Genomic DNA, 23,180 nt, shown 5'->3' on the forward strand with positions numbered 1-23,180 from the left:
GAGAATATGAAGCTGACCACCAAAGGCCGCTACGCTGTGACGGCGATGCTTGATCTGGCTCTGCACGGAAGCCAGGGGCCGGTAAGTCTTGCGGATATTTCAGCCCGGCAAGAAATTTCCCTCTCTTATCTGGAACAGTTGTTCTCGCGTTTGCGTCGCCAGCATCTGGTGGTGAGTGTGCGTGGTCCGGGCGGTGGCTACCGCCTGAGTCGGCCTGCCGACGACGTGTTTGTTGCTGAAGTGGTGGATGCGGTCAGTGAATCGCTCGACACCACCCGTTGCGGCAACAAGGGCGATTGCCAGAATGGCGAGAAGTGTCTTACCCACCATTTATGGTCTGATTTGAGTGATCAGATCCACCAGTTCCTGAGTGAAATCAGTCTGGGGGATTTGATGCGGAAGCGCGAGATCCGTCAGGTGGCGGATCGCCAGAACCGGAAGCACTCGGATGATGACTCTGACGCGATTAATACCCAACGCCTGACCGACCAGGCCACTGCCTGATAAACAGCATCCTGTGATTATGAAAAAGCCCGTATACCTGGACTACGCGGCCACGACGCCCGTTGATCCGTCTGTTGCCTCAGACATGATGAACTACCTGACCCTTGACGGAGTGTTTGGTAATCCTGCTTCTCGTTCCCATGGATACGGGTGGCAAGCGGAAGCGGCCGTTGAAAACGCTCGACGCCAGGTCGCTGACCTGATTCACGCCGACCCAAGGGAGATTGTCTGGACCTCCGGCGCTACCGAGTCCGACAACCTGGCCATCAAGGGTGCGGTTGCCGGCCACGAATCGCCTCACATTGTAACCTCGGTGATCGAGCACAAGGCGGTTGTGGATACCTGCAAATGGCTCGAGCAAAACGGTGTTGACGTTACCTGGCTGCACCCCGAGTCTGACGGCCGGATTGACCCCCAGGCGGTGGTAGCCGCCCTGCGTGATAACACCGTGCTGGTCAGCCTGATGATGGTGAATAATGAGCTGGGGTGTGTGACCGATATTGCCGCCATCGGCGAGCAGCTTCGCCAGCGAGGCATCCTGCTGCATGTTGATGCCGCTCAGGCTGCGGGTAAAATCCCAGTGGTGGTGGGCGAGCTGAACGTTGATCTTCTGTCTTTGTCAGCGCACAAGGTCTATGGCCCGAAGGGCGTGGGAGCGCTTTATGTGCGCCGTTCTCCCGATGTGCGTATTCAGGCCCAGATGCATGGCGGTGGCCATGAGCGGGGGATGCGTTCTGGTACCCTGCCAACCCATCAGATTGTTGGCATGGGGCGGGCGTTTGAGCTGGCCGGCGCGGGGCTTGATGAAGAACTGTCCCGGCTTGAATCGCTGCGCGAACGATTTCTCACAGGGCTGGAAGGGCTCGAAGGGGTGCACTTTAACGGCAGTCGGGAACATCGGGTGCCTGGCATTGTCAATCTGTCATTCGAGGGTGTGGAGGCTGAGTCTTTAATGCTCGGGCTACGAAATCTCGCGGTATCGTCCGGTTCCGCCTGCGCCTCAGCGACAGTAGAGCCCTCGTTTGTGTTGCGGGGCATAGGTTTGAGCGATGAGTTGGCGCACCGTGCCCTTCGGTTTTCGTTTGGCCGGTTCAGCACCGAGCAGGAAATGGATTTTGCCTGTTCGCAAATTATTGATGTTGTTACCCGACTTCGTGCCGTGCGGTAGGCAGTTGCACCCGGACTGCGTATAATCGCACCTCTGAATTTTCATGAACCTGACTGGAGAAATACCATGGCAAACGAGCGCACGCTCTCTATTATCAAGCCCGACGCGGTCGCCAAGAACGTTATCGGCGAAATTTACAGCCGTTTCGAGAAAGCTGACCTGAAAATCGTCGCTGCCAAGATGATGCACCTGACCCAGGAGCAGGCAGAAGGTTTCTACGCCGAGCACAAAGAGCGCCCGTTCTTCAACGATCTGGTTGCTTTCATGACGTCTGGCCCGGTGGTTGTACAGGTGCTGGAAGGCGAAGGCGCCATCCTCAAGAACCGCGATCTGATGGGTGCTACCAACCCGAAAGAAGCGGCGGCCGGCACTATCCGTGCCGACTTTGCATCATCCATTGATGCCAATGCCGTTCACGGTTCAGACTCAGCAGCTTCCGCTGAGCGTGAAGTGGCGTATTTTTTCAATGACAACGAGATCTGCCCGCGCGGTTGATGTTGTTGGTTCAGGGGTGGTGAAAACCACCCCTGAATTGGTTATCTGATCGAGGTTATTGCATGACTGGCACTGCCGAAAAAATCAATCTCCTGGGGATGCCCAAAGCCAAGCTTGAGGCGTTCTTTGAGACCCTGGGCGAAAAGCGCTTCCGGGCGCAGCAGGTGCTGCAGTGGATCCATCAGCGAGGCGTTGATGACTTCGATCAAATGACCAATATGAGCCGCGTACTGCGTGAACGGCTCAAGGAAATCGCCGAAGTTCGTGGTCCGGAGGTGGTTTATGACGAGACCTCCAAAGATGGCACCCGAAAGTGGGTGATGCGCATGGACAACGGCAACAGTGTTGAAACCGTGCTGATTCCGGACGGCGAGAGGGGCACCCTGTGCGTGTCTTCGCAGATTGGCTGTAGCCTTGACTGCACGTTCTGTTCCACTGGCAAGCGCGGCTTCAATCGTAACCTGACTGCCGCTGAGATTATCGGTCAGGTCTGGGTTGCCCGAAGAGCCTTCATGCCGTTTGATCCCAATGATCGCCCGATCACCAACGTGGTGATGATGGGCATGGGTGAGCCGCTGCTTAACTTCGACAACGTCGTCGATGCCATGAACCTGATGATGGAAGATCTGGCCTATGGTATCTCCAAACGGCGGGTGACCCTGAGCACGTCTGGCGTGGTGCCTGCCTTGGACCGGTTGGGTGAGGTTACCGATGTTTCACTGGCCATCTCGCTCCACGCACCCAATGATGAGCTGCGCAACACGCTGGTTCCATTGAATAAAAAGTATCCCATAGCGGAACTTCTGGCGGCGACGCGGCGTTATCTCGCCCGGTTGCCGGATAAACGTAAGGCCACCATTGAATATACGGTTATTGAAGGCGTTAATGATAAACCGGAACATGCGCGGGAGCTGGTGGCCCTGTTGAAAGGTCTGCCTTGCAAGATTAACCTGATCCCGTTCAACCCGTTCCCGGAAAGCGATTTCAAGCGGCCCAGCATGAACGCAACGCGACGATTCCAGACGGTACTCAACGAGGGCGGATACGTAACCACCATTCGTACCACCCGTGGTGACGATATCGACGCTGCCTGTGGGCAATTGGTCGGGCGGGTGGAGGACCGAACTCGCAGGAGCCAGAGATATATTGCAGTACAGCAGGTAAACCCCTGATTTAACAACGCGGAAGCGACTAAGGTAAGGTGTTTCGTGAAAGGAAAAGCACAAGGCTCGCATCTGTTTACAACGGCTGTTCTATTGTTCGGTCTTGTTCTCTCTGGCTGTGTAACCACAACCGACAGTCGCTTTTCCCGGGAAGCGGACCGCGACAAAGCGGTCAGTAACTATGTACAGCTGGCCACGGCCTATATCGGTCAGGGCAATCTTGATCGTGCTCGCCACCACCTTGAACGTGCCCTGGAACTCTCCCCGAATAGTTCTGAAGCCCTGGCTGCCATGGGTTTGGTCTATAACGCTGAGGGTGAGCCGGAACTGGCCGAGCGTAACTTCAAACGCGCCATCAGTCAGGATTCCAGTTACTCCCGGGCGCGGGTTTACTACGGTGCTTTTCTATATAGTAACGAGCGGTTTTCCGAAGCCCGGGATCAGTTCAGTGTTGCTTCACGCGATACCGGTTACCGGGAGCGCGGAGCGGTATTCTATAATCTGGGCATGACTGAGGAGCGGCTTGGTAACCTGGATGCTGCCGCGGGGGCCTACCGACGAGCGGTGGAACTGACTCGCGGTGAAGCAAGAACCTTGCTTTCTCTGTCCAGGGTGTTGGTTGAACAGGAGGATTTTACCGAGGCTTCCCGTTATTACAGCCGCCTCCAGACCATGATCCAGCGCAATACCCGCTTGTCACACTCGGCGGAAAGCCTGTATACGGGTATTCGGATAGCGCGGCATTTTAATGATCGTGATCAGGAAGTGAGCCTGGCGATGTTGCTCCGAAATGATTACTCAGATTCTTTGGAATACCAACAATACAGGGTGTTGATTGCCAATGACCGGTGACGTGGAGCCAGATCAGGTGACGGCGGAGCCTGTCGGGGAGCAGCTTCGGCAAGGTCGTGAACGTCTCGGATTGAGCGTCTCAGCCATTGCTGATGAACAGCATCTCCGGCCGTCTGTGATTCAGGCTATAGAAAACGGCGATTACAGCAAAATAGACAGTGAGCTTTTCCTAAAAGGGTATGTGCGTGCCTATGCCCGCCAGGTGGGGCTGGACGCAGACGCGGTTATTGCCGACCTGAATCGGGAGCTGGAGCCGGCTCGCCAGCAAAGGGAACAGGAACGCCAGGCAAGCCCCCTGGTTTCCATTGAACGCAAGAAACGCCGCAAGCGTCAGGTTGCAAAAGTGCTCTTGGCGCTGTTGGTTGTCGCGTTGGTGGCCTACCTGATCGCAGGATATCTTGCGGAGCAGGGAACGGACGGTGAGGCGGCTCCAGAGGCGGAAACCCCGGCCGGGACAGTGACGCCGGATCAGGGCCGAATGAGTGATGGTCAGGACGTGCAGCCGGTTACCGAGCCGAATGACGAGTTCAGCGCTGCAGAACAGCCGTTACCTGAAGAAGGCTCGTCGGTTCCGGAAATTGAACGTGTACCCCCGGCAGAGCCGCTGGAGCCGGAACCCACCGGTGCGGAGCTGGAAGAGCTTCCGGCTGACCGGGTGCCCGCAGTCACCCAGTCTACAGAGCCTGCTTTGCAGGAAGAGCAGCTCCTTGCTCCCGCCGCGACAACCGAGGCCAGGCTGCAGATTGCCTTTTCAGGAGATTGCTGGGTACAGGTGACAGACGCCGGCGGTAGCCGGTTGGTCAGCGGCTTGCGACGTAGCGGAGAGCAACTGGATGTGACCGGAGATGCACCGTTGACTGTGGTTATTGGTGCTGTGAGCGCCGTTGAGTCCATTCGATTCCAGGGTGAAGCCCTGAATATTGGTGATTTTCGCGTAGTGAACAACCGATCGGAGTTCACGCTCGAACTTTGATCCGAACGCCCGAATAACTGTTGGTTCCAGCAAATGAAACACGAATCCCCGATCAAAAGACGTAAATCCCGCCAGATCATGGTGGGCAATGTGCCGGTTGGCGGCGATGCACCGATTGCGGTTCAGAGCATGACCAACACAAACACCTGTGATGTAGAGGCGACTGTTGGCCAGATTGCAGCGTTGCAGGAGGCCGGCGCCGATATCGTCCGTGTTTCAGTACCCTCCATGGAGGCCGCTGAAGCGTTCGGACAGATTCGTAAGCGCGTATCTCTGCCGCTCGTTGCCGATATTCACTTCGATTACAAAATTGCCCTGCGAGTGGCCGAGCTTGGTGTTGACTGTTTGCGCATCAATCCCGGTAACATTGGCCGGGACGATCGCGTCAACGCGGTCATCAGTGCCGCTCGGGACGGCAATATCCCGATCCGTATTGGCGTGAATGCCGGGTCTCTTGAAAAGAGCCTGCAGCGCAAATACGGTGAACCCACTGCAGAGGCCCTGGTAGAGTCTGCCATGCGGCACATCGATATTCTGGATAAACACGATTTCCAGGATTTCAAGGTTAGCCTGAAGGCGTCAGAGGTATTTATGACCGTTGATGCCTACCGGAAGATTGCCTCCCAGATTGTACAGCCGCTGCATCTTGGCATTACCGAGGCCGGTGGCTTTCGTTCGGGCACAGTAAAATCCTCTATCGGCCTGGGCATGTTGCTGATGGACGGTATTGGCGACACCATTCGGGTATCACTGGCCGCAGACCCCGTGCAGGAAATCAAGGTTGGCTACGATATTCTCAAGAGCCTGCGTTTGCGCAGCCGTGGTATCAACTTCATCGCTTGCCCCAGCTGTTCCAGGCAGAACTTTGATGTGATCCAGACCATGAATGATCTGGAGGCTCGCCTGGAAGACGTCAATACCTCCCTGGACGTTGCCATTATTGGCTGCATAGTGAACGGTCCCGGAGAAGCCAAGGTGGCGGACCTCGGGTTGACGGGCGGTACGCCGAAAAACCTTCTGTATTTGGACGGAAAGCCAAATCAGAAGTTGGACAATGCGACGCTGACGGATGACCTGGAGCGAATCATCCGGGAAAAAGTTGCAGAGCGGCAGCAGCAGGAAGAATCCGTGATTGCCCGGTCTGCGGACTGAGCTGTCCATTCTGACATCATTCATTAAAGTATCAGGGTTTTAACTTGGCTAAGATTCAGGCAATCCGCGGAATGAACGATATTCTGCCGGAGCAGACCCCCGTCTGGCAGTATGTAGAGTCAACGGTACGTCAGGTACTTGGGCAATACGGATACCAGGAAATCCGCATGCCGGTGGTTGAACAGACCGAACTGTTCAAGCGCTCGATTGGTGAAGTCACTGACATCGTCGAAAAAGAAATGTACACCTTTGACGACAGGAATGGCGACAGCCTGACCCTTCGCCCGGAAGGCACAGCCGGTTGCGTCAGGGCAGCCGAAGAGCATGGCCTCCTGTTCAACCAGACCCGCCGGCTTTGGTATACCGGCCCGATGTTCCGCCACGAACGCCCCCAGAAAGGCCGTTACCGCCAGTTCCACCAGATTGGCGTGGAATGTTTTGGCATGGATGGTCCGGATATAGACGCCGAGTTGCTGATACTCACGGCGCGGCTGTGGCAGGCCCTTGGTCTTGCCGGGCATACGCGCCTTGAGATTAACTCCATTGGCACCAGTGAAGCCCGGAAAGTCTACCGCCAGGCTCTGGTTGATTATCTGGACCAGTACCGGGATCAGCTGGATGACGACAGTAAGCGCCGGTTGACCACGAATCCGTTACGAATTCTGGACAGCAAGGATGCCGGAACCCGGAAAATCCTGGAAGGGGCGCCAAGCCTGGACGAGTACCTGGATGACGAATCCCGGGCCCACTTTGAGCAATTGAAGGGGCTGTTGGACGCCGCCGGTGTGAAATACAGCGTAAACCCGGCCCTCGTTCGGGGTCTGGATTACTATGGCAAAACGGTTTTTGAATGGATTACCGACAGCCTCGGCGCACAAGGCACCGTGTGTGCTGGTGGCCGTTACGATGGCCTGGTAGAGCAGTTGGGTGGCAAACCAACCAAGGCGGTGGGCTTTGCTATGGGGCTGGAGCGACTGATCCTGTTGCTGGAAACCCTGGAATTGGTGCCTGATTACGTTAACAACCATGCCGACGTATACGTAACCGCCATGGGCGACAAGGTTATCGCCCCGGCAATGGCGATTGCCGAAGAACTTCGCAGCGCGTTGCCCGGTAGTGTGGTTGTCACTCACTGTGGCGGCGGCAGCTTCAAGAGCCAGATGAAGAAGGCGGACCGCAGCGGCGCCCGCTACGCGGTCATCCTGGGCGAGAATGAGCTGGCCAGTGGCAATGTTGGCCTGAAGCCCTTGCGCGACGATGAGCCGCAGCAGGACATTGCCCGCAGTGAACTGGCCCAGGCGCTCGCCAGCCGGCTTGCACAATGAATTTCACAAGAACAGCAACATTATTGATGAACAGGAGTTTACATGGCTGAGTTGCGCACCGAAGAGGAACAGATCCAGGCGATCAAGGACTGGTGGAAGAAGAACGGCAGTTCTCTGCTGATTGGTATCGGTGCTGCGCTGGCCATCGTATTCGGCTGGCAGGCCTGGCAGAACCACCAGGCTCAGCAGCGTGCGGAAGCGGCTAACCAGTTTGCCACTCTGCTCAATGCCTTTGCCGATGAATCCGACGAGAATGCCAGCGAAACCGTTGCATTTGTCGCCGAGACCCTTCGCAACGACTATGGCAAGAGCGCCTACGCCATCTATGGCAACCTGGTACTGGCTCGCCAACAGATGATGGTGGACGGTAACGCCGAGGCCGCCATTGACTCACTGAACTGGGCCCTGGACAAGGCAGCGGATTACCCGGCCCTGAGCCTGGTTGTGCGTAACCGACTGGCCCGGGCACAGTTTGCTGCCGAGCGGTACGATGACGCTCTGGCAACCCTGGATGGTGCGGCTAATGCCGACGCCTTTGCTGGCGTGTTCTCAGAATTGCGCGGGGACATCCTGCTCGCACAAGGTGACACCGACGGCGCCCGTGATGCCTACATCACGGCACGGGAGCAAAACCAACAGGGCCGCAGCGGTATCCTGGAACTTAAGCTCTCTGACCTTGGTGTTGGGGAGGGGGCCTGATGCGGGTAACTCGCAACAGGTTCGTCCGTTTTTCTCTGGCATCCCTGGTGGTGCTGCTCGTGGGCTGCAGTACCAAGGACACCTTTGAACAGCCAGTGCCGGTTCCTGAAATTGATGCCACTGTTGAGTTCAAACGTATCTGGACCATGTCAGTCGGTAAGGGACATGATGGCCAGTTTTTGCACCTGGCACCGCTGTACGCCGGCGACGTGATTTATGCAGCCTCTGCCGATGGCCTGCTGGTGGCAGTGGAGCCCGGGAATGGCAAGGCGCTCTGGCAGCGGCGGTCGAAAGATCGGATATTTGCCGGCTTTGGTGGCGACGGTAAGCAGTTGTATTACATCACCCGCGACGCCGAACTGGTCGCCCTGTCCCGGGAAACCAGCGATGAGTTATGGCGGGCATCACTACCCACCGAGGGCCTGGCTGCGCCCCAGTCCAACGGCTCCCTGGTGGTTGCCCAAACCACCGATGGCCGCGTTATCGGTTTTGATGCCGCGAACGGCGAGCGTCGCTGGCAGTACGACGGCCAGGTGCCGGTGCTGTCCATGCGCACGGCGGCGGCCCCGTTGGTGGGCGGCGATATTGTGATTGCTTCTTTCGCCAACGGCCGTGTTATAGCGCTCACCGCGGATGCTGGCCAGCCAGTCTGGCAATACGAAGTCGGGCAACCACAGGGCCGCACAGAACTGGAGCGGCTGGTGGATATCGGTGGCCAGCCGTTGGTCCTGGAATCGGCCATTATGGTGGCGGGGTACCAGGGCAAGCTGGCGTTGGTGGATATTCGCTCCGGGCAGGAAATCTGGAGCCGCCGTGCTTCAAGTTTCTACTCGCCAAGTATCGGTGGTGGCAGCATCTTCCTGGCGGCGGCGAACGGTGACATTATTGCTTACCGGGGCAGCGACCGCCGCGAACTCTGGGTTCAGGACCGGTTGTCCTGGCGCCAGGTCACCCGGCCGGTGGCCAGCGGTGACTACGTGGTTACCGGGGATTACGAGGGCTACCTGCACGCACTCTCCCGGGAGGATGGCGCCTTGCAGGGCCAGCTGAAGTTCGACAGTGACGGTATCCGCGTACCGGTTCAGGTGATTGAAGATGGTAACCTGCTGGTTTACGGCAACGGTGGGCGAATGGCGGTTTACAGCCTGAAACCAAAAAAGTAACACCGTTCACATGATCAGCCCGGCATGAGCCGGGCTTTTGACCTTTTTATATAGCAGAACATTATGACCCCAGTTATTGCCCTGGTAGGACGCCCGAACGTGGGTAAGTCCACTCTTTTCAATCAGATGACCCGTTCCCGCGACGCGCTGGTGGCGGATTTTCCGGGTTTGACCCGTGACCGGAAATACGGAGAGGGTCAATACGAGGGGCAGAAGTTCATTGTCATCGATACCGGTGGTTTGACCGGTGACGAGGTGGGGCTGGACGCAGAGATGGCCCGCCAGTCCATGCAGGCCGTTGAGGAAGCGGATATCGTGCTGTTTCTGGTCGACGGCAGGGCAGGGCTGACAGCCGGTGATGAGATGATTGCAGATCATCTGCGCCGTTCCGGCAAGCAGGCGCACCTGGTGGTGAACAAGACCGATGGCCAGGACCCGGATGTCGCCGCCGCCGATTTCTACTCCCTGGGTTTTGAGTCCACCTTCCAGATTGCGGCCGCCCATAACCGGGGTATTCGCTCGCTACTGGAAGTTCTGCTGCCTGAGCCGCTGGACGTTGAAGAGCAGGACCGGGCTGATCGGTACCCGGGTATCCGAATTGGAGTGGTCGGTCGCCCGAACGTAGGCAAATCGACTCTGGTCAACCGGATGCTGGGTGAGGAACGGGTCGTTGTCTACGATATGCCCGGCACCACACGGGACAGCGTGTATATCCCCTACGAGCGGCACGGCCATCAGTACACCCTCATTGATACAGCCGGTGTGCGGCGCCGGAAGAATGTGAAAGAAGTGGTGGAGAAGTTCTCCATCATCAAAACCCTTCAGGCCATAGACGACGCCCATGTGGTTATTCTGGTGATTGATGCCCGGGAAGGGCTCGTTGACCAGGATATGCACCTGATCGGCTTTGTTCTGGATGCGGGCCGCTCCCTGGTGATTGCCATCAACAAATGGGATGGCATGGATCCGGAAGACCGCGAAAAGGTGAAAGAGCAGGTGGGGCGCCGCCTGGACTTCCTGGATTACGCCGACAAGTATTATATCTCGGCTTTGCATGGTACCGGTGTTGGCACCATGTACGAGTCTGTGCAGGCCTGTTATGAGTCCGCAATGGCCAAGTGGCCAACCAATCGCTTGACCGCCATCCTGCAGGATGCCGTGGCCCAGCATCAGCCCCCCATGGTTCATGGTCGTCGTATCAAGCTGCGCTACGCCCACCAGGGGGGTTCCAACCCGCCGGTGGTGGTGGTGCATGGCAATCAGGTGGATTCGTTGCCCGGTGCTTATAAACGGTACCTGGAGAATACCTTCCGCAAGGTGCTGAAGGTGGTGGGCTCGCCCATCCGGTTTGAGTTCCGGTCTGGTGAAAACCCCTTCGCCACCAAGGTGGACCGCCTGACGCCGCGCCAGAAAGTGAAAAAAGACAACGACATCAAGAAGGGGCGCCGTGTGCGCAAAACCCGGCAGAAGAGCGTCAAGCGCTGATCTGACGGGCGGTGCCCCTTCTGTAACGGGTTGGCGTTACGCCAACCCGGCACTCTCTACCTGGCGGGCCTGAACCGCTGTCAGGGCAATTGTGAAAACAATATCCTCCACCAGCGCCCCACGCGACAGATCGTTTACGGGTTTTCTCAGGCCTTGCAGCATCGGGCCAACACTGACCACATTGGCACTTCTCTGAACCGCCTTGTAGGTGGTATTGCCGGTGTTGAGATCCGGGAACACAAATACCGTTGCCTTGCCGGCCACCTTGCTGTCCGGTGCCTTGGCCTTGCCGACACTCTCGATGGCTGCGGCGTCGTACTGCAGTGGGCCGTCGATAAGCAGGTCGGGGCGGCGTTCTCTGGCAATGCGAGTGGCTTCCCTGACTTTATCCACATCGGCGCCGGTGCCGGATTCCCCGGTGCTGTAGCTGATCATGGCAACCACTGGTTCGATGCCGAAGGCCTCGGCGGACTGGGCACTCTGGATGGCAATATCTGCCAATTCCTCAGCGTTGGGGTCCGGGTTGATGGCGCAGTCACCGTAAACCAGTACCTGCTGGGGCAGGAGCATGAAGAATACCGATGACACCACTTTGGCGTGATCGTGGGTTTTGATCAGCTGCAGAGCCGGTCGAACGGTATTGGCGGTGGTGTGAATGGCCCCTGACACGAGGCCGTCGGCTTCATCCATGGCAACCATCATGGTGCCCAGTACCACGTTGTCCTCGAGCATGGCTTCGGCCATGTCTTCAGTTAGCCCTTTGTGTTTTCGCAATTCCACCATGGGCGCGATATAGCGATTCCGGACTGACTGAGGATCAAGAATCTCAAGGTCTTCGGGCAGTTCAACGCCCTGGGAGCTGGCAACCGATTGTATTTCTCGCGGATCACCGATCAGAACGCAGCGGGCAAGTTTACGCTGGTGGCAAATGATGGCGGCCTGAACGGTTCTGGGTTCCGCACCTTCAGGCAGCACGATGCGTTTGTTGGCGGCCCGGGACCGTTCGGACAGTTGATAACGAAACGCTGGTGGCGACAGGCGCCCCTGGCGCTGAACCTTCAAATGTTCCTGCAGCCAGTCGGTATCGATTCGCGTAGCCACAGACTCCATGGCCTGTTCAATCCGATCGGGGTCATCGATGGGAATGGTGGCCGACAGGTTGGCAAGCATGTGAGCGGTTTCATAGGTATTGGTGGAAGAACTGAGCACCGGCAGCCCCGTTTCGAGTGCTCGCCGACACAGGTCAATTACCCTGTCATCGGGCATCAGGCCACCGGTGAGCATCAATCCGGCGAGCGGCACACCGTTGAGTGCCGCCACGGCTGTGGTCACGATGATGTCTTCCCGGTCACCCGGGGTGACCAGCAGGGTGCCTGGCTTGAGGATGTCGGTCATGTTCCGGATGGTGCGGGCGCACACAGACACGCGTTGTACCCGCCGGGAGTGCATCTGGCCGCCATGGAGTACCGGTACCGCGAGCTCGCGGGCCACGTCGGAAACACGGGGTGCCAGCAAGTGCGGTTGCCAGGGGATTTCACCCAACAGGCGAAAGCGCCCGGTGTTGAATACCGAACAGGCTGTCTGATAATCGATGTCCTGGTGCTCGTGATCGGGGTGCTGGTCAAGGGCGATGCCCGTTTTTTCCGGGGCACCAACCTTGTTCAGGATAACGCCGATCACGTCAGGGTCCGACGGGGCGGTAAAAATCCGGGCGGAGAAATCCAGTTCCTCGTCCAGTTCGGAAGCCGTGCAGGTTCTCGGGGTGCTGACAAGAATGACCTCGGAATTCAGGTTCCGGGCCACTTCTACATTCAGCCGGGCAATGTAGGCCTCGCTTCGGTCTGGCACAAGGCCCTCAATAATGACAACGTCGAAGTCTTTGGCGACCTTCTGGTACTCCCCGACAATGGTTTCCAGCAGCAAATCCGCCTTGCCGTGGTTCAATAACTGCTGGGCTTGCTTGAGGGGTAGAGGGTCGGGTGTCTGCACGTGGCTGCGGGAGCGGACGAACTCTACCGAGGAGTCCTTGCCTTCGTTGTGCCGGGCCTCACCACGATGCACCGATTGACTGAAAGGCTTGTAAAAACCGACGCTTACTCCTTCCCGTTCCAGAGCCCTCAGCAAGCCCAGGCATACGGAAGTGAGGCCCGAATCAAGGGATGTCGGGGCAATAAACAGACTCTTAGCCATAATGGTTCCTGGTTACGTCCTTGAATGTCAGTTTAGGTTAGCGAGCCGGCTGGCTTCTCTGGCAATCACCAGTTCCTCGTTGGTTGGGATGACCAGTACCGGAAAACGGGAATCCGCGTCACCAATATGGCCTTCACTGTACTGGCCGTGATGGTTGTTCAGGTCCGGATCGAGAGTAATGCCCAGTAATTTCAGGTGTTCGATCGTCTGGGCTCGGACTCTCGCACTGTTCTCTCCAATGCCACCGGTGAACACCAGGGCATCCAGATGGCTCAGGGACACCATCATGGCCCCAAAGTACTTCGCCAGACGGAAGCAGAATACATCGATGGCCAGTTGTGAAGGTTCGTGGCCATGGTCAGCCAGCTCGCACAGCGAGCGCATATCATTGGTCTGTCCAGACAGCCCGAGCAAGCCACTGTCCTGGTTCAAAACCCTGTGAACTTCACTGGCGCTGATGCCGCGCCCGGCCAGGTAGTCAAACAGCCCCGGGTCGACATCGCCGCTTCGGGTGCCCATCACCAGCCCCTCCAGCGGCGTCAGCCCCATGCTGGTATCTTTGCTGATGCCGTTATCGATGGCAGTCATGCTGCAGCCGTTGCCAAGATGCGCTGAAATGATGGACGTCGTCGCGGGAGTCTTGCCCAGCCGGCGCGAAGCCTCATGGGCCATAAATTGATGGCTGGTGCCGTGAAACCCATAGCGCCGGATACCCCATTCCCGGTAATAGTGTTCAGGCAGGGCATACAGGAAGGCCCGTTTTGGCAGGCTCTGATGGAAAGCGGTGTCGAAAACTGCCACCTGCGGTACATCCGGAAACAGTCGCTGCATGGCGTTGATGCCGATCAGGTTGACTGGATTGTGAAGTGGCGCCAGTGAGGCACAATCCTCAATGGCTTTTATGGTGTTTTTGTCGATCTGTGCGGCCTCCCGAAAGGCCTCGCCACCATGAACCACCCGGTGACCGATGGAGGCAGGCTCTTGGCTCATCAGGTTGCGGTCGTAGAAAGCGTTTACCAGGGCCTGCAGGGCGTGGTCGTGGGAAGCGTTTGCAGGTAAGTCCACCGGTACGCTATCACCGGAAATCTTTGCCATTGAGTCGGGATTATTCAATCGTTCAGCCAGTGCAGAGGCTTGTTTCTCGAGGTTGCTGTCGAACAGCGCGAGTTTGATAGATGAACTGCCGCAGTTCACGACCAGTATTGTTTCGTTCATGCTTGGTGCCGTTTTGATGATTCAGAGATTGGCCCGATGATTGGTTTCCAGCCAGTAGATGAAATCCTGCTCGGGCATCGGGCGACCGTAGAAGTAGCCCTGGGAATAGTCGCAGTTTTCATTCTTGAGGAAGTGGGTTTGCCCCTCTTCTTCGACGCCCTCGGCGATGACTTTCAGTCCCAGACTGTGGGCCATGTTGATGATAGCGCGCACGAGTGAGGCGTCTCCACTTTCGTTCAACACATCCTGAATAAAGGATTTGTCGATCTTGAGTGTGTCGAACGGGTACGACTTCAGATAGCTGAGGGCCGAATAGCCGGTTCCGAAGTCGTCAACTGACAGCCGGATGCCGGTCCTGTCCAGTTGCCGAAGGATGTCGGCGGTTTCAATGGTGTTATCAAGAATGAGCCTTTCGGTAATCTCCAGCTCAAGGCATTCCGGTGGCAGCCCGCTGGCGTTGAGGGAGCGCATGACTGCATCGGTAAAGCCGGGGTCCCGGAACTGGCGGGGCGATACATTGACCGCAATCGAAAGGGATTCGAGGCCGGTCATGGCTCGCCAGGCGACAGCGGCTTTGCAGGCCTCCTCGATAACCCATTCGCCGATCGGGATGATCAGGCCGGTTTCTTCAGCCAGCGGAATGAAGCGGTCGGGCATAACCATTCCCATGGCCGGATTATTCCAGCGCAGCAGCGCCTCGGCACCGATCAATGAGCCAGAAGCGGTGTCCACTATCGGCTGGTAATACAGCTCGAATTCTCCCAACTCCAGCGCCTTACGCATATGGGACTCCATTTGAAGCCGCTCATGGGACACTTCGGTCATTTCCGGCGTGAACTGGGCGTAGGAGCTCTTTCCTTTGTGCTTGGCTTGATACATGGCGGCATCTGCATGTTGGAGCAATGTACCACTGTTATCGGAGTCGGTAGGGAAGATGGCGATCCCGATACTGGTTGTCACGAAGACTTCCTGGCCATTGAGCATAAACGCGGGGGCAAAGGTTTTCAGGATCCTCTCCGCGACCTGGCATGAGGCCTCAGTTCCCGTGAGGCCCGGCAGGATAACCAGAAACTCATCCCCACCCAGGCGGGCTACGGTACTGGTGCCCCTGAGGCAGCTGGAGATACGGCGGGCGGCCTCAACCAGCAGCGTATCGCCGGCATCGTGGCCGAGGGTGTCGTTGATGTGTTTGAAATTGTCGAGGTCCAGGAACATGACCCCCACCTGGGAATTGTCTCGGCGGGCCTGGGCCAGTGCCAGCTTGAGGCGATCCAGGGCCAGCATCCGGTTTGGCAGGCCGGTCAATATGTCGTAATTGGCCTGGCGCAACAGTTGCTGTTCATAACGCTTACGGATGCTGATGTCTTCACCGAGGATCAGGTAGCCGGTGGTGTCACCGTTATTATCGCGGATAGGGGTGACCACCAGTTGCTCCCAGTAGCGCTCACCATTGCGCCGGACGCTGTTGACTTCGCCTTGCCAAACACCAACCCGTTGCACCTGGAGCCTGATGGACTGCCAAAGGTGGCGGGCATCCTGGATGTCCATACTGTTTTCGATCAGATGAGACGGGTGTTTACCAATGATGTCGTCTGTCGTGTGGCCGGTAAGCTGGCTGAACTTCCGGTTGGCATACTCGATTCGCCATTGGCGATCGCAGATCAGAACTGATGACGGGCTCTGATCAATGGCCTTGGAAAACTTCAGGATGTCGGCCGCATCGCGCTCGCGACGGGCGACATCATCAATCAATCGCTCACGCATCTGGTTGATGGCATCCGTTACCATGCCCAGTTCATCTTTGCCGTTGGCCGAGCTGTCAGGCCTGTCCAGCACCAGGGGCCTGGACAGGTTTTTCAGGGATAGATCCTTGGTGTAGTCGGCCATGGCGGTGAGGTGGCGTGTCACAAGGTGCTGGAATATCCACAGGATAAGCACGGAAACAAAAAAGACGGTCAGGAACTGCGTGGCCAGAATTACACCGACTTTTCTTTGAAGTTCGCCATAAACCCTCTCCAGGTTGGCGGTGACTTCCAACTCTCCAAGCAGGAACTCAGTTCCATCTCGCTGAACCAGTTCAAAACGATGGACAAGGGTATCGGCCTGTCTGGGGATTTCTCCCATGACGAGTTCGGAGTCAGGCTCGATTCGGAGTCGAAGGTGAGTGATATCCGGCAGGCTCAGGATGCCTTCCATCTGTGTTTGCAGAAGTTTCTGATCGAGGGCCCAGAGGCTTCGGGCAAGGCTTGAGGCGTAGCCGGATTCAATCACTTCCATCCGTTCTTCGATCAGCGACAGGTCTTTACGGTAATCAGAATAGATCTGCACGCCCGCCGCCAGAAGTGTGAAGGCAGTACTGAACAATAGGATCCATGCCAGGAGCCTGAACGAAAGCGGAGAGGCTGTGCGAATACGCCTCAATCGGGGCATGAATTCTGGCATGTTGTGAACTTCGCTATCACATTGGATATCAGGCATAAGATGCGCAGAGTGGGTGCTTATCCTGTTATCGACTATAGCAGTAGTTTATGTCGAATGCGCTGCAAATACAGGAAATAACGGAATAATTCGGGCGGTGTTTCGCAGTTTGTGAAATGAAAGAGGTGATAGTTGCCTTTGACACAGATCAATACGGGGTTGGTCGCCCGAGCGTAACCTGAGCTTAATCAAGTTTCAGATAGGGCAGGAGTTAACGCTATGTATATGGATGCAGTGGTTATCGCAGGTATCGCAACCGTGTTGCTGATGGTTGGCTTTTTTGTGGGGGTTGGGATTTTCGTCATGAAAGACCAGAAAGCCCACGGAGAAAAGGGGCACAAAAGTCATCATGGAGGGCAGGGCGGCTAACCGGCAAAAAATCGCTTAACCGATTGAAAAAATTGGCGTCCCCTAGGGGGTTCGAACCCCTGTTGCCGCCGTGAAAGGGCGGAGTCCTAGGCCACTAGACGAAGGGGACGCAACGTTTTCAACAACTTGCCTCGTCGAGGTGGCGCGTATATTAAGTAAGGGCTTTTGCCCTGTCAACGATTTATTTGAAAAAATTACCCCACCACGCTATCCGCAAGTGCTGGTTCCAGTTCGGCGTATTTGAACCGGAAGCCCTCGTGCTGCAATTTCGCCGGAACTGCTTTCTGCCCGGTGAGTAATAGCCCTGCCATCTCACCCAGTACCAGTTTGAGCACCGGCGCGGGGGCCGGGAATACCGTGGGCCGGTGAACAACCTTGCCGAGGGTTTTGGTGAACTCCCTATTGGTGGCCGGATTAGGGCTTACCATGTTGTAGGCTCCTTTCGCGTGGGGGTTCTCAAGCATCCAGATAAGCCCTGAAACCACATCATCCCTGTGCACCCAGGGCATGTACTGTTGTCCGTTGCCGAGGCGACCGCCAAGGCCAAGCCGGAAGGGCAGGATCATTCTCTGCAGGAAGCCGCCACCCCTGCCAGTTACAATGCCGGTGCGACACAGGCAAACCCTGGTGCCCAGCTCCTCCAAGGGCAGTGCTGCCTGTTCCCAGTCACGACACAATTCATGGGTGAACTCCGGATGTGGGTGGGTATCCTCTGTAACCAGATGATCTCCCTGGTCGCCGTAGTAGCCCACAGCAGAACCAGATACCAAAATTTCCGGCGGGCTTTGCCAGCTTTTGCATACATCAACCAAAGTCCGGGTTACGCCAATACGACTGTCCCGCAGGGCCTGTTTTCGGGACGCCGTCCAACGCTTGTCGGCGATTCCTTCGCCGGCCAGATTGATGACGGCATGGTACCCTTGGTGCCCTTCAAGAAGCTTCAGGTCTGATGTCGCTTCTACTCGACCACACAGTGCCCGAACCGTATCTGCCGGTTGCCGACTGAGAACGGTCAGCCCATACCCTTTGTTGACCAGCTCGCGGCAGAGTATGGTGCCGATAAAACCGGTACCGCCGGTAATCAGGATTTTTTTCTCCATGGTGATCTCCTCCTGTCGGCTGATGGTTTCAGGATCCGTTATTCTCCAGCTCCTGGAGCACAACGTCCCGGATGGCATCGCCCAACTGAGGGTTCTGGCCAATGGGTGGCGCCAGTTTGATCTGGACGCCATGCTGGCTTTCCAGGTCTGCGATCATTGCCGGTACATCTTTGCGCAGGTGCCGGCCCGCTGCCAGGAACAGGGGAACCACGGTAAAGTGCTCGGTACCCTCGGCTTTGCCCTGGCTCACGATGGTTTCCAGCGAGGGTTCGGCCAGCTCCATATAGGCGATGGCGGCGTTCTCGACCGATTTGAGTGTTGGTGCTGCCAGTTGTTCAAAGGTTTCACACCAGCGTTGGTCACTGCTGCCGTGGGCCAGCAGAATAATTCGGTGAGGCTGGGTCATGGTTGCTCCTGGGTGGTCAAATGGAATGCTTCGGTCGTAATCAAATAAGATCCTGTACACCCGCTGATTTAAATGTAACAGGGAGTCGGTAAATGTTCGATTGGAAAGAGCTTCTGGATTTCTGGTTTGGAAAGTTGGATGAGCATGGGCTGCCGGATGCCGATCACCGAAACCGTTGGTTTCGGTCCGATCGGAAGTTTGACCAGGAAATTCGAAGGCGCTTTCTTTCGCTGGTGCTGTTCGCCTCTGAGCAGGGTTTGGAGCATTGGCGAAATGAAGCGGGAGGCGCATTGGCTGAAATACTGCTGCTCGATCAGTTTACCCGTAACATCTTCCGTGGCGGTGCCCTGGCGTTCGAAAGTGATCGGCTGGCCCGCAATTTGAGCAGGCAGGCAATGGATAGGGGGCAGGATCTTGAGTTGCCGCTCATTCAACGGGCGTTTCTTTATATGCCCATGCAGCATTCTGAGCTCAAGAAGGACCAGGATTTGTCAGTGGCATGTTATGAGCAGTTGGTTGCCAGTGCCGACGGCTTACTCGCCGAATTTTTGGGTAGCTTCCTGCAGTCGGCCGTAGATCACCGGGATATCGTGCTGCAATTTGGCCGCTTCCCCCATCGGAACAAGGCGCTGGGGCGAACATCCACGGAGGCAGAGCAGGCCTATCTGGCGGGCGGTCGCCGATTTGGTCAGTAAAACGGCGCGGTTGAAGGTAATCACAAATTTTTAACAAAAATTGTTGACGGCCGAACGCTGATCAGTAGAATACGCAGCCGTTGAGAGGCAACGCCCTCTGACAGCAAGCGGGAATAGCTCAGTTGGTAGAGCACAACCTTGCCAAGGTTGGGGTCGCGAGTTCGAATCTCGTTTCCCGCTCCAGATTCAGGAAAAACCCGGCCCACAAGGCCGGGTTTTTTGTTTCCTGTTCCGCATTTCTCCCCCATGGACAAGGTTTCGTCGGTTATACTCGCTCACTTCCATCCCAAACCTGTTACTTGCAAGGGTGGTCATCATGCGCGTTCAATCCCTCTTTATATACCCGGTCAAGTCCCTGGCTGGCATCGAAGTGTCGTCATTCGAACTGGATGAATTCGGACCCGCCGGGGACCGGCGTTGGATGCTGGTGGGCGATCAGGGGCAGTTTATAACCCAGCGACAGCTACCTTTGTTGGCAAACGTTACGACCCATATAGGGCCTCAGGGTGTTGAGATCGGTGTTCCGGGGCAGGGTGACTTCGTCCTCAAGCCCGGCAATGGCAGGATGGCGGTCAAGGTCTGGCGCGATACCGTGGACGCCTTGACCGGCCCAGAGCCGGCCGATGCGGCGATCAGTCGTTACCTTGGCCAGTCCCTTCGTTTTGTGTACATGCCCGATGAGAGTGTTCGTCGTGTAGACCCGTTGCGGGTGCCAGAAAATCGCCGGGTTGGATTTGCCGATGGGTTCCCCTTGCTGATAACCAATCAGGCTTCCCTCGACGAGCTCAATAGCCGGCTGGCCAATGCCGTGGATATGCGCCGTTTCCGGCCGAACGTTGTCATTTCAGGGGCTGAGGCCTGGTCTGAAGATGGCTGGCAAAGTATTACCGTCGGTGAAACCCGGTTTGCGGTCGCAAAACCCTGTTCCCGGTGCGTAATGACCACGGTGGACCCGGATACTGGCCTGAAAGATCCGGATACCGAGCCCCTCAGAACGCTCTCCCGTTATCGCAAAACCGGGGATGGTGTGATTTTCGGCCAGAACGTCGTTCACCAGGGTAGCGGGCGCCTTTCGGTCGGCGATGCCGTAGACATTTCCCAACAGGAGTCTTGATCAAGGTGCCTTTGTTAACACTGGAAAAAATATCCCTGGCCTTCGGCATGCATCCATTGCTGGATGATGCAACCCTGATGATTGATCCCGGGGAGCGGGTGTGCCTTCTCGGGCGTAACGGCGAGGGCAAGTCAACGCTACTGAAAATCGTCAGTGGTGACGTCACTCCGGATGCGGGTGTTGTCCGGCTTGAGGAGGGCTCGGTGCTTGCGGTATTGCCTCAGAGCTTGCCGGCAGACGATGCCCGGACGGCTTACGATGTTGTTGCCTCGGCGTTTCCGGAAACCGGCGCACTCTTGGCGGAGTTTCATCGGCTGTCCCAAAGTGCTGATGAGGCTTCCATGGATAGTCTGATGAAGGTCCAGGAGCGCCTTGAGTCATTGGATGGCTGGCGCCTCGATCAAAAGGTGAACACCATTCTGGGGCAATATGGTATCGACCCGGACCGCCGCCTCAACACGCTCTCAGGTGGGTGGCAACGCCGGGTTTTACTGGCAAAGGCTTTGGTGGCAGAGCCAGATATACTGTTGCTGGACGAGCCAACTAACCACCTTGATGTGCCCGCTATTGCCTGGCTGGAGGAGGCCTTGACCCAGTTTCGTGGGGCGATGCTGTTTGTCAGCCATGATCGGGCGTTTATACGGCGCATGGCCACTCGGGTGGTCGAACTTGACCGTGGTCAGCTGATCAGTTTCGCTGCCAGTTATGACCGGTATCTCGAGCTCAAGGAGAAGGCGCTGGAAGATGAAGAGCGCCAAAACGCATTGTTCGATAAGCGCCTGAAACAGGAAGAGGCCTGGATTCGTCAGGGCATCAAGGCCCGCCGCACCAGGAACATGGGCCGTGTGCGGGCCTTGAAGGCCATGCGCGAGGAGCATCGACAGCGTAGGGTGCGGGGAGGCACGGCAAACTTCTCAGTGGAAGAGGCGGCGAAATCCGGCAAGCTGGTGGCAGAGTCGCGACAGGCAGGCTTCTCATACCCGGGCGGTCACCAGGTTGTGCGCGATATGGACCTGACGGTGATCCGGGGCGACAAGATTGGTCTGGTGGGAGAGAATGGCACCGGTAAAACCACTTTGGTCAGATTGCTGCTGGGAGAGCTTGAGCCTACCGAGGGTAGTATCCGCTTGGGGACCAACCTGCAGGTGGCGTACTTTGATCAGCTCCGGGGCGAGCTGGACCTTTCCCGTAACGCCCTTGATAACCTGGCTGAAGGTCGCGAGTTTATTGATATCAACGGCCAGAGCAAACATGTTCTGGGCTATCTTCAGGAATTCCTGTTTACGCCTGAACGTGCCCGTTCTCCGGTCAGGGTGTTCTCCGGTGGTGAGCGGGCGCGCCTGTTGTTGGCCAAGCTTTTCAGTAAGCCGGCCAATATACTGGTGTTGGATGAACCTACCAATGACCTGGATGTCGAAACCCTTGAACTGTTGGAAGAACAATTAGGGAACTTTAACGGCACAGTCATCGTCATCAGTCACGATCGGGAATTTCTCGATAACGTGGTGACGGATACCATCTTTCTGGATGGCTCCGGTTCGGTACGGGAGTACGTTGGAGGGTACACAGACTGGCGTCGACAGGGCGGCAGGTTTCCTTCGGAGACCTCCGGAAGTCGCCTCGACAAGCAGGACAAGCGTGATAAATCCGACAGTTCGGACAAAAATACGCAGCCGGTGCCAGAGACTGTGTCACAGTCGGCAAAACCAAAGGCCGCAAAGCTGAGTTACAAGCTTAAACTGGAGTTGGAACAGTTGCCTGGCAAGATTGAGGCACTGGAGCGTGAGGTGGCAGAACTTCAGGAATCCATTTCTGCCCCGGACTTTTATTCAGGCCCACCGGACGAAGTCTCAGCCACTCTTGAAAAGTTGTCGGAAACGGAAACCCGACTTGAGTCGGTCATCGAGCGGTGGATGGAGCTGGAAGAACAGGCGAGTCAATGAATATCAATTATAATTTCAAATTTCATGATGGACGAAACATCGAATTCAAGGTGACCGGTGAGCCGGCGAAGCCACCGGTCTCGGGATTCCCTTCCTGGGTCAGGCTTGAGCACTGCAAGTGCTCAAATTGTCCGCTGAAAGCGGGGGAGGTGGAATACTGCCCGGCGGCGGTTGAAATCCTGCCGGTGGTTGAGGCGTTTCAGGCCGAAGATGCCTACCAGAAAGTAGATGTAGAGGTCACCGACGACCGGCGCACTTACTCCAAGCAGACGACGCTTGAGGAAGCGCTGCGTTCGTTACTTGGGCTGAAGATGGCAACCAGTGGCTGCCCGGTACTGTCAGAACTCAAACCGATGGCGCTGCATCATCTTCCATTCGCTAACAGCGACGAATTCGTTATGCGGAGCGTCGGCTACTATCTGCTGCAGCAATTGTTTGCCCAGCGGAACCAGGAGCAGGCTGATTGGGAGCTAAAAGGGCTGGTAGAACGGAATCAGAGGCTTCAGTTAGTGAATCAGGCGCTTTGGCAACGGATTCATGCGGTCTGCAAAGGCGACAGCAACCTAAAGGCATTGCTGAATTTCTTCTCCATGGCATCGAGTGTCAGCGTGTCACTGGAGAGTCAACTCAGAAAACTGCAGGCGAGAATGAAAGGGGAGGCGTAAGCCTCCCTTTGTCATGGTGCCTCAAC

The 23,180-nt window shown here is 56.8% G+C and carries 21 protein-coding genes and 2 tRNA genes; 17 read left to right on the forward strand and 6 right to left on the reverse strand.

The annotated features are described in order from the left end of the window. The first annotated feature begins 6 nt into the window (after window positions 1–6). The 11 genes from iscR to der all read left to right on the forward strand — a co-directional run bounded on the left by iscR (window position 7) and on the right by der (window position 10,979). Complete coding sequence (iscR, locus tag ACZ5Q2_RS12595) at window positions 7–504, forward strand: Fe-S cluster assembly transcriptional regulator IscR (protein ID WP_061332149.1); 498 nt, start codon at window positions 7–9, stop codon at window positions 502–504. A gap of 19 nt (window positions 505–523) precedes the next feature. After that, window positions 524–1,672 carry an IscS subfamily cysteine desulfurase gene (locus ACZ5Q2_RS12600; protein ID WP_374786533.1) on the forward strand — a complete coding sequence of 383 codons (1,149 nt, stop codon included), beginning with the start codon at window positions 524–526 and terminating at the stop codon, window positions 1,670–1,672. A gap of 66 nt (window positions 1,673–1,738) precedes the next feature. Further along, entirely contained in the window at window positions 1,739–2,167 is a 429-nt protein-coding gene (gene ndk / locus ACZ5Q2_RS12605; protein WP_058091092.1) for a nucleoside-diphosphate kinase, read from the forward strand. Window positions 2,168–2,229: 62 nt separating this feature from the next. Further along, a complete protein-coding gene (gene rlmN, locus ACZ5Q2_RS12610; RefSeq protein WP_058091091.1) occupies window positions 2,230–3,339 on the forward strand; it encodes a dual-specificity RNA methyltransferase RlmN in 1,110 nt (369 codons plus the stop codon). Window positions 3,340–3,375: 36 nt separating this feature from the next. Continuing rightward, a complete protein-coding gene (pilW, locus tag ACZ5Q2_RS12615; RefSeq protein WP_374786534.1) occupies window positions 3,376–4,182 on the forward strand; it encodes a type IV pilus biogenesis/stability protein PilW in 807 nt (268 codons plus the stop codon). Continuing rightward, window positions 4,172–5,155: a RodZ domain-containing protein gene (locus tag ACZ5Q2_RS12620; protein WP_432210043.1), complete on the forward strand. Its 984-nt coding sequence runs from the start codon at window positions 4,172–4,174 to the stop codon at window positions 5,153–5,155. Before pilW ends, ACZ5Q2_RS12620 begins: the two co-directional genes overlap by 11 nt. 33 nt (window positions 5,156–5,188) lie before the next feature. After that, window positions 5,189–6,307, forward strand: coding sequence for a flavodoxin-dependent (E)-4-hydroxy-3-methylbut-2-enyl-diphosphate synthase (gene ispG, locus ACZ5Q2_RS12625; protein ID WP_374786536.1), 1,119 nt, complete (start codon window positions 5,189–5,191; stop codon window positions 6,305–6,307). Window positions 6,308–6,378: 71 nt separating this feature from the next. Beyond that, the gene (gene hisS, locus ACZ5Q2_RS12630; protein ID WP_432210042.1) at window positions 6,379–7,632 is read left to right on the forward strand and encodes a histidine--tRNA ligase; all 1,254 of its coding nucleotides are present in this window, start codon (window positions 6,379–6,381) and stop codon (window positions 7,630–7,632) included. A gap of 42 nt (window positions 7,633–7,674) precedes the next feature. Next, window positions 7,675–8,331, forward strand: coding sequence for a YfgM family protein (locus tag ACZ5Q2_RS12635; RefSeq protein WP_106695888.1), 657 nt, complete (start codon window positions 7,675–7,677; stop codon window positions 8,329–8,331). Then, window positions 8,331–9,494: an outer membrane protein assembly factor BamB gene (gene bamB, locus ACZ5Q2_RS12640; RefSeq protein WP_230714221.1), complete on the forward strand. Its 1,164-nt coding sequence runs from the start codon at window positions 8,331–8,333 to the stop codon at window positions 9,492–9,494. Before ACZ5Q2_RS12635 ends, bamB begins: the two co-directional genes overlap by 1 nt. A gap of 63 nt (window positions 9,495–9,557) precedes the next feature. Beyond that, window positions 9,558–10,979 (forward strand): ribosome biogenesis GTPase Der, encoded by a 1,422-nt coding sequence (gene der, locus ACZ5Q2_RS12645; protein ID WP_230714223.1) that lies wholly within the window; start codon window positions 9,558–9,560, stop codon window positions 10,977–10,979. A gap of 36 nt (window positions 10,980–11,015) precedes the next feature. Here der and pta read toward each other — a convergent pair whose 3' ends face one another. Genes pta through ACZ5Q2_RS12660 form a run of 3 tightly spaced genes read right to left on the reverse strand, consistent with a single transcriptional unit; the run spans window position 11,016 to window position 16,826 of the window. After that, complete coding sequence (pta, locus tag ACZ5Q2_RS12650) at window positions 11,016–13,169, reverse strand: phosphate acetyltransferase (RefSeq protein WP_152438280.1); 2,154 nt, start codon at window positions 13,167–13,169, stop codon at window positions 11,016–11,018. A gap of 27 nt (window positions 13,170–13,196) precedes the next feature. Continuing rightward, window positions 13,197–14,384, reverse strand: coding sequence for an acetate/propionate family kinase (locus ACZ5Q2_RS12655; RefSeq protein ID WP_230714225.1), 1,188 nt, complete (start codon window positions 14,382–14,384; stop codon window positions 13,197–13,199). A gap of 21 nt (window positions 14,385–14,405) precedes the next feature. Continuing rightward, the gene (locus tag ACZ5Q2_RS12660) at window positions 14,406–16,826 is read right to left on the reverse strand and encodes a bifunctional diguanylate cyclase/phosphodiesterase (protein WP_431475148.1); all 2,421 of its coding nucleotides are present in this window, start codon (window positions 16,824–16,826) and stop codon (window positions 14,406–14,408) included. 255 nt (window positions 16,827–17,081) lie between these two features. Between ACZ5Q2_RS12660 and ccoM the strand changes: the two genes are divergently transcribed. Next, complete coding sequence (gene ccoM / locus ACZ5Q2_RS12665) at window positions 17,082–17,231, forward strand: cytochrome c oxidase subunit CcoM (RefSeq protein ID WP_374786540.1); 150 nt, start codon at window positions 17,082–17,084, stop codon at window positions 17,229–17,231. 33 nt (window positions 17,232–17,264) lie between these two features. On the opposite strand, the gene ACZ5Q2_RS12670 is transcribed toward ccoM, so the two are convergent. From ACZ5Q2_RS12670 to ACZ5Q2_RS12680, 3 genes are all read right to left on the reverse strand, one after another. Further along, window positions 17,265–17,340 (reverse strand) — tRNA-Glu (locus tag ACZ5Q2_RS12670). An 85-nt stretch (window positions 17,341–17,425) separates the two neighbouring features. Then, window positions 17,426–18,331, reverse strand: coding sequence for a TIGR01777 family oxidoreductase (locus tag ACZ5Q2_RS12675; protein ID WP_432210041.1), 906 nt, complete (start codon window positions 18,329–18,331; stop codon window positions 17,426–17,428). Between the two features lie 28 nt (window positions 18,332–18,359). Further along, a complete protein-coding gene (locus ACZ5Q2_RS12680; protein ID WP_374786542.1) occupies window positions 18,360–18,737 on the reverse strand; it encodes a sirohydrochlorin chelatase in 378 nt (125 codons plus the stop codon). Window positions 18,738–18,829: 92 nt separating this feature from the next. Here ACZ5Q2_RS12680 and ACZ5Q2_RS12685 point away from each other — a divergent pair, with 92 nt between their 5' ends. The 5 genes from ACZ5Q2_RS12685 to ACZ5Q2_RS12705 all read left to right on the forward strand — a co-directional run bounded on the left by ACZ5Q2_RS12685 (window position 18,830) and on the right by ACZ5Q2_RS12705 (window position 23,154). Beyond that, window positions 18,830–19,432, forward strand: coding sequence for a DUF924 family protein (locus ACZ5Q2_RS12685; RefSeq protein WP_061332167.1), 603 nt, complete (start codon window positions 18,830–18,832; stop codon window positions 19,430–19,432). A 107-nt stretch (window positions 19,433–19,539) separates the two neighbouring features. Further along, window positions 19,540–19,615, forward strand: a tRNA-Gly gene (locus ACZ5Q2_RS12690). 133 nt (window positions 19,616–19,748) lie between these two features. Next, window positions 19,749–20,546, forward strand: a complete 798-nt coding sequence (locus tag ACZ5Q2_RS12695; protein ID WP_061332168.1) for an MOSC domain-containing protein — start codon at window positions 19,749–19,751, stop codon at window positions 20,544–20,546. A gap of 5 nt (window positions 20,547–20,551) precedes the next feature. Beyond that, window positions 20,552–22,489, forward strand: coding sequence for an ATP-binding cassette domain-containing protein (locus ACZ5Q2_RS12700; RefSeq protein ID WP_061332228.1), 1,938 nt, complete (start codon window positions 20,552–20,554; stop codon window positions 22,487–22,489). Then, a complete protein-coding gene (locus ACZ5Q2_RS12705) occupies window positions 22,486–23,154 on the forward strand; it encodes a DUF6901 family protein (RefSeq protein ID WP_061332169.1) in 669 nt (222 codons plus the stop codon). The genes ACZ5Q2_RS12700 and ACZ5Q2_RS12705 overlap by 4 nt, the downstream gene beginning before the upstream one ends. The last annotated feature ends 26 nt before the right edge of the window (window positions 23,155–23,180 follow it).

The organism is Marinobacter alkaliphilus, from assembly GCF_055394375.1.

Coding starts and splice junctions, on each gene's coding strand:
- rlmN (WP_058091091.1), top strand. CDS start 2,230: ATGACTGGCACTGCCGAAAAAATCAATCTCCTGGGGATGCCCAAAGCC.
- ACZ5Q2_RS12680 (WP_374786542.1), bottom strand. CDS start 18,737: ATGACCCAGCCTCACCGAATTATTCTGCTGGCCCACGGCAGCAGTGAC.
- der (WP_230714223.1), top strand. CDS start 9,558: ATGACCCCAGTTATTGCCCTGGTAGGACGCCCGAACGTGGGTAAGTCC.
- ndk (WP_058091092.1), top strand. CDS start 1,739: ATGGCAAACGAGCGCACGCTCTCTATTATCAAGCCCGACGCGGTCGCC.
- ACZ5Q2_RS12705 (WP_061332169.1), top strand. CDS start 22,486: ATGAATATCAATTATAATTTCAAATTTCATGATGGACGAAACATCGAA.
- pta (WP_152438280.1), bottom strand. CDS start 13,169: ATGGCTAAGAGTCTGTTTATTGCCCCGACATCCCTTGATTCGGGCCTC.
- bamB (WP_230714221.1), top strand. CDS start 8,331: ATGCGGGTAACTCGCAACAGGTTCGTCCGTTTTTCTCTGGCATCCCTG.
- hisS (WP_432210042.1), top strand. CDS start 6,379: ATGAACGATATTCTGCCGGAGCAGACCCCCGTCTGGCAGTATGTAGAG.
- ispG (WP_374786536.1), top strand. CDS start 5,189: ATGAAACACGAATCCCCGATCAAAAGACGTAAATCCCGCCAGATCATG.
- ACZ5Q2_RS12660 (WP_431475148.1), bottom strand. CDS start 16,826: ATGCCAGAATTCATGCCCCGATTGAGGCGTATTCGCACAGCCTCTCCG.
- ACZ5Q2_RS12695 (WP_061332168.1), top strand. CDS start 19,749: ATGCGCGTTCAATCCCTCTTTATATACCCGGTCAAGTCCCTGGCTGGC.
- ccoM (WP_374786540.1), top strand. CDS start 17,082: ATGTATATGGATGCAGTGGTTATCGCAGGTATCGCAACCGTGTTGCTG.
- ACZ5Q2_RS12655 (WP_230714225.1), bottom strand. CDS start 14,384: ATGAACGAAACAATACTGGTCGTGAACTGCGGCAGTTCATCTATCAAA.
- ACZ5Q2_RS12635 (WP_106695888.1), top strand. CDS start 7,675: ATGGCTGAGTTGCGCACCGAAGAGGAACAGATCCAGGCGATCAAGGAC.
- ACZ5Q2_RS12685 (WP_061332167.1), top strand. CDS start 18,830: ATGTTCGATTGGAAAGAGCTTCTGGATTTCTGGTTTGGAAAGTTGGAT.
- ACZ5Q2_RS12620 (WP_432210043.1), top strand. CDS start 4,172: ATGACCGGTGACGTGGAGCCAGATCAGGTGACGGCGGAGCCTGTCGGG.
- ACZ5Q2_RS12600 (WP_374786533.1), top strand. CDS start 524: ATGAAAAAGCCCGTATACCTGGACTACGCGGCCACGACGCCCGTTGAT.
- ACZ5Q2_RS12675 (WP_432210041.1), bottom strand. CDS start 18,331: ATGGAGAAAAAAATCCTGATTACCGGCGGTACCGGTTTTATCGGCACC.
- iscR (WP_061332149.1), top strand. CDS start 7: ATGAAGCTGACCACCAAAGGCCGCTACGCTGTGACGGCGATGCTTGAT.